The sequence below is a fragment of the bacterium genome, assembly GCA_040757115.1.
GTDB lineage: Bacteria > UBA9089 > CG2-30-40-21 > CG2-30-40-21 > SBAY01 > JBFLXS01.
On record JBFLYA010000015.1, the window covers coordinates 1 to 4,362 of the forward strand.

Annotated in this window: 4 protein-coding genes and 1 CRISPR repeat array; all 4 genes read left to right on the forward strand. The window is 36.3% G+C overall.

What is annotated here, in order from left to right; genetic code table 11:
• The first annotated feature begins 36 nt into the window (after nucleotides 1–36).
• Genes AB1422_02170 through cas2 form a run of 4 tightly spaced genes read left to right on the forward strand, consistent with a single transcriptional unit; the run spans nucleotide 37 to nucleotide 2,086 of the window.
• Nucleotides 37–270 carry a hypothetical protein gene (locus AB1422_02170; GenBank protein ID MEW6618151.1) on the forward strand — a complete coding sequence of 78 codons (234 nt, stop codon included), beginning with the start codon at nucleotides 37–39 and terminating at the stop codon, nucleotides 268–270.
• Nucleotides 248–817 carry a nucleotidyltransferase gene (locus tag AB1422_02175; protein MEW6618152.1) on the forward strand — a complete coding sequence of 190 codons (570 nt, stop codon included), beginning with the start codon at nucleotides 248–250 and terminating at the stop codon, nucleotides 815–817. Before AB1422_02170 ends, AB1422_02175 begins: the two co-directional genes overlap by 23 nt.
• A 20-nt stretch (nucleotides 818–837) precedes the next feature.
• Complete coding sequence (gene cas1b, locus AB1422_02180; GenBank protein ID MEW6618153.1) at nucleotides 838–1,818, forward strand: type I-B CRISPR-associated endonuclease Cas1b; 981 nt, start codon at nucleotides 838–840, stop codon at nucleotides 1,816–1,818.
• Between the two features lies 1 nt (nucleotide 1,819).
• Nucleotides 1,820–2,086, forward strand: coding sequence for a CRISPR-associated endonuclease Cas2 (gene cas2 / locus AB1422_02185; protein ID MEW6618154.1), 267 nt, complete (start codon nucleotides 1,820–1,822; stop codon nucleotides 2,084–2,086).
• 220 nt (nucleotides 2,087–2,306) lie between these two features.
• A CRISPR array of direct repeats spans nucleotides 2,307–4,359; the repeat unit is 28 nt; unit sequence GTTTTATCTGAACCATGTGGGATATAAA.
• The last annotated feature ends 3 nt before the right edge of the window (nucleotides 4,360–4,362 follow it).

Genomic DNA, 4,362 nt, shown 5'->3' on the forward strand with positions numbered 1-4,362 from the left:
GCCTATTATGAGTTTTGCTTTGGATAGGAGGAGATTATGGAGCAGAATTTAGTCCAACTGTTTAAAACTCGCTGGGAAGAGGTAAAAGAGATTGAAAAAATGGAGTTGCAAAATACACCATTTCAAGAAAAGTTCCTTCATCTAATACAATTGTTTTCATTTGGGAATAAATTGGGATTTAAGACAGAAGAAGATGAAACAGTAGATAAAGTCCGCGCCAGATGGGGTTATCTAAAGGAGATTTGGTGTGAAAAAGATAAAAGCACTTGAACCGTTTACTAAGGCATTGGACGCCGTTCAGAAACTCTTTGAGAATAATTCATATCAATGGATGATTCTTGGTGGTATAGCTGTGAGTATATTGGGTAAGCCAAGATTTACAAGGGATATAGATGCGGTGGCGTTGTTGGATATTAGTGATATCCCCTTATTTCTTGAAAGGGCAAAAGATATAGGATTAGAACCAAGAATCTCAGATGTAGAAGAATTTGCTAAAAAGTCAAGGGTGCTTTTACTATACCATAAAGAGACGTGTATTCCCATAGATATCTCGATGGGGATTTTGCCGTTTGAGGAAGAAACAATCAAAAGGAGTCAGATAGTCCAAATAGGTGATTTATCCCTGCATCTTCCCACGCCTGAGGACCTGATCATCTTTAAAGCAGTAGCAGATAGACCACAGGATATAATAGATATACAGGGGATAATTGAATCCCATCCACAACTGGATAGAAGGTATATCAAATACTGGGTAAAAGAATTTGCTGATGTCCTTGAAACACAAGAGATTTATGAAAGGATAAAGAAATTACTCTAATAAATCCGTAGGAGGAATAGATGAGCAGACCATATTACATATTTTCCAATGGTAGAATCAAACGGAAGGAAAATACCGTTTATATTGAGAATGAGCAGGGTGATAAGAAGGCAATTCCTATTGAGGATATTGATACTATCCATCTTTATGGAGAAATAGATTTAAATACAAAGTTGTTAAACTTCCTCTCCCAACAGAATAAGACCCTTCATATATATAACTATTACGGCTTTTATGCCGGGAGTTTTATGCCCAGGGATAGAAATGTATCCGGGGAATTAACCGTCAAACAAGTCCAATATTATCTGGACAATAAGAAACGCTATTTCCTTGCCTTTTGCTTTGTAGAAGGAGCAATATTCCATATCTTGAGAAATTTGAGGGAATATCCAAAGACAGAAGATTTCCAAAAATACATAGCCATAGAGCAATCTAAATCTTATGAGGCAAAAAACATTAGTGAACTTATGGGCTGTGAAGGAAGAATAAGGAATATCTACTATCAGGCATTTAATACCATTCTGAAAGATGATTTTACTATGGAAAAGAGAGAGAAAAGACCACCTACCAATCCCATTAATGCTCTTATCTCATTTGGAAACTCAATGATTTATTCAACGGTGCTTTCAGAGATATACCATACTCAACTTAATCCAACTATAAGCTATCTTCATGAACCAGGAGAGAGACGATATTCGTTAAGCCTTGATATTGCAGAAATATTTAAGCCGTTAATCATTGACCCAATTATTCTTAAGTTAATAAATAACCATATGATAAAACTTGAGGATTTTGAAGAGGATGTGAATTATTGCTATTTGAATGATAGCGGCAGGAAGAAATTCCTTAAAGAATTTGACCAAAAACTAACTACCACGATAAAACATCGTAAGATGAAGAGAAATGTATCCTACCGAACAATTATCCGGCTCGAGTGCTATAAATTGATAAAACATTTTTTAGGGGATGATGTTTATTCTCCATTTAAGGCCTGGTGGTAAAATGGCGTATTTAATAGTTACTTACGATATAGGGGAAGATAGAGTAAATAAAATAAGGAAGGTTTTAAAAAAATACTTTATGTGGGTTCAGAACTCAGTATTTGAGGGAGAGATTAGTGAAGGTAAACTTGAGCAATGCAGGAATGAGTTATCTAAGATTATTGCCAAAGAGAAGGACTCTGTTTATTTTTATCGGCTTGAAAATAAACTTAATTATCGCAAGACAATCTTAGGCATAGCCAAGGAGATTACGGATAATATTTTGTAGAGGGGAATTAATCATTGCATTGAACCTACTTTTGGGCATAAGATGCTTGAATCCTTTATGTAGCAATAGGTTACGAATGATTTCTTTTGCATTTCAAAAACGCGATTAGAGGTGTAATGCAAGAATATTCATTTTGGGGCTATTTTGTTTCAATATCTATTAGGTTAAACCAGTTGGTAATACAAGACTTAACCAAAAGTTATGGCCATTACCCTAATAGGTTTTATCTGAACCATGTGGGATATAAAGGAGATTATCCGGATGGCTCGGGTGATTACTCAGTTTCGTTTTATCTGAACCATGTGGGATATAAAGAAAAAGAAAACCAGGGGCGAACCCTGGTGGTGGCAGCGTTTTATCTGAACCATGTGGGATATAAAGTCGGTTGGGCAACGCAAGATTGGGGGAGGCTAAGAAAGTTTTATCTGAACCATGTGGGATATAAAGTCTGAGTAGCATTGTCTATCTTCTGTTTGCCGGTAAGTTTTATCTGAACCATGTGGGATATAAAGAAATGAAAGGAACTGGGCGGATGCTATAAAATACTCGTTTTATCTGAACCATGTGGGATATAAAGTGTAAATACTACACTTAAGTCAAGTTTACATAAGTTGTTTTATCTGAACCATGTGGGATATAAAGTCGGCATGTTTGGTAGATAGTAGGGGTAAAAGAATAAGTTTTATCTGAACCATGTGGGATATAAAGGATAATAATAAATCATTGGTATTAGATTGGCGGAGAGTTTTATCTGAACCATGTGGGATATAAAGATGATCTTGGAGGTCTTTCTCTTTTTCTTTTTTCTCGTTTTATCTGAACCATGTGGGATATAAAGTTGCCAGGATCTCACCACTCCCACTGAGGGGATAGCGTTTTATCTGAACCATGTGGGATATAAAGCTACAGCATATAGGGGGGCTAACTCGATGTATATGAGTTTTATCTGAACCATGTGGGATATAAAGGTGAATGGAGACTGCGTCGCCCAGCTCGATTTTTTCGTTTTATCTGAACCATGTGGGATATAAAGCTCATTTGTTACGGGTTATGTTTAGTCCTGATACCCGTTTTATCTGAACCATGTGGGATATAAAGACCCGTGAGATTATATCACCGCGCAGGCTCTCCCAGTTTTATCTGAACCATGTGGGATATAAAGTCCCCAAGCTTTAGCGTGGGATCGGAGCGGGGAAGCCGTTTTATCTGAACCATGTGGGATATAAAGAATGACCAAGATAAAGAACATTTTTGGGCTATTGGGCTGTTTTATCTGAACCATGTGGGATATAAAGGTAATTAGAATTAGCCGGGGGAATTTTTTTGAGCAGATGAGTTTTATCTGAACCATGTGGGATATAAAGTGCATCAATTAAACACACAAAAGGTCAACATGCTACTGTTTTATCTGAACCATGTGGGATATAAAGGGCAAAATAATACCTGTATCATCAATATTACCTTCAGTTTTATCTGAACCATGTGGGATATAAAGACCATCCCCTATTCAGGGTTATATCCAATGGTGCCGTTTTATCTGAACCATGTGGGATATAAAGTTTGAAGCTGTTAAAACAGCATTGAAACCTGGAGAGTTTTATCTGAACCATGTGGGATATAAAGGCGATAGGGAGTAATATAGTAGATATAGCATGGGGGTTTTATCTGAACCATGTGGGATATAAAGTTCTTAAATCTATTAGGGTTATTTCCTTAACTTTCGGTTTTATCTGAACCATGTGGGATATAAAGCAGGTAAAGTTTTTTCGGTCGATTTTTATGATGGAGTTTTATCTGAACCATGTGGGATATAAATATTATGTGCCCACAAATCCTCTGCAAACTTTTCCTAGTTTTATCTGAACCATGTGGGATATAAATAGCATATGTGGAACGTGGACTTGCTCCATAGGAAAAGTTTTATCTGAACCATGTGGGATATAAATTATGTTATTAGAAAAGGAATTGCAAAAAGTTATTCCGTTTTATCTGAACCATGTGGGATATAAATATCTATTATATTTTCTATCTGCTTATTATGGTTTAATGTTTTATCTGAACCATGTGGGATATAAATACGCTAACATAGCCACGCCCAGTGCCACCATAACCTGTTTTATCTGAACCATGTGGGATATAAATTTTGGTCAGGTGTCAGTAAAAGACACTAACAACAAGGTTTTATCTGAACCATGTGGGATATAAATATTCAGTACAGTGATTACTGGTTGTATTCGTTATTGGGTTTTATCTGAACCATGTGGGATATAAATATT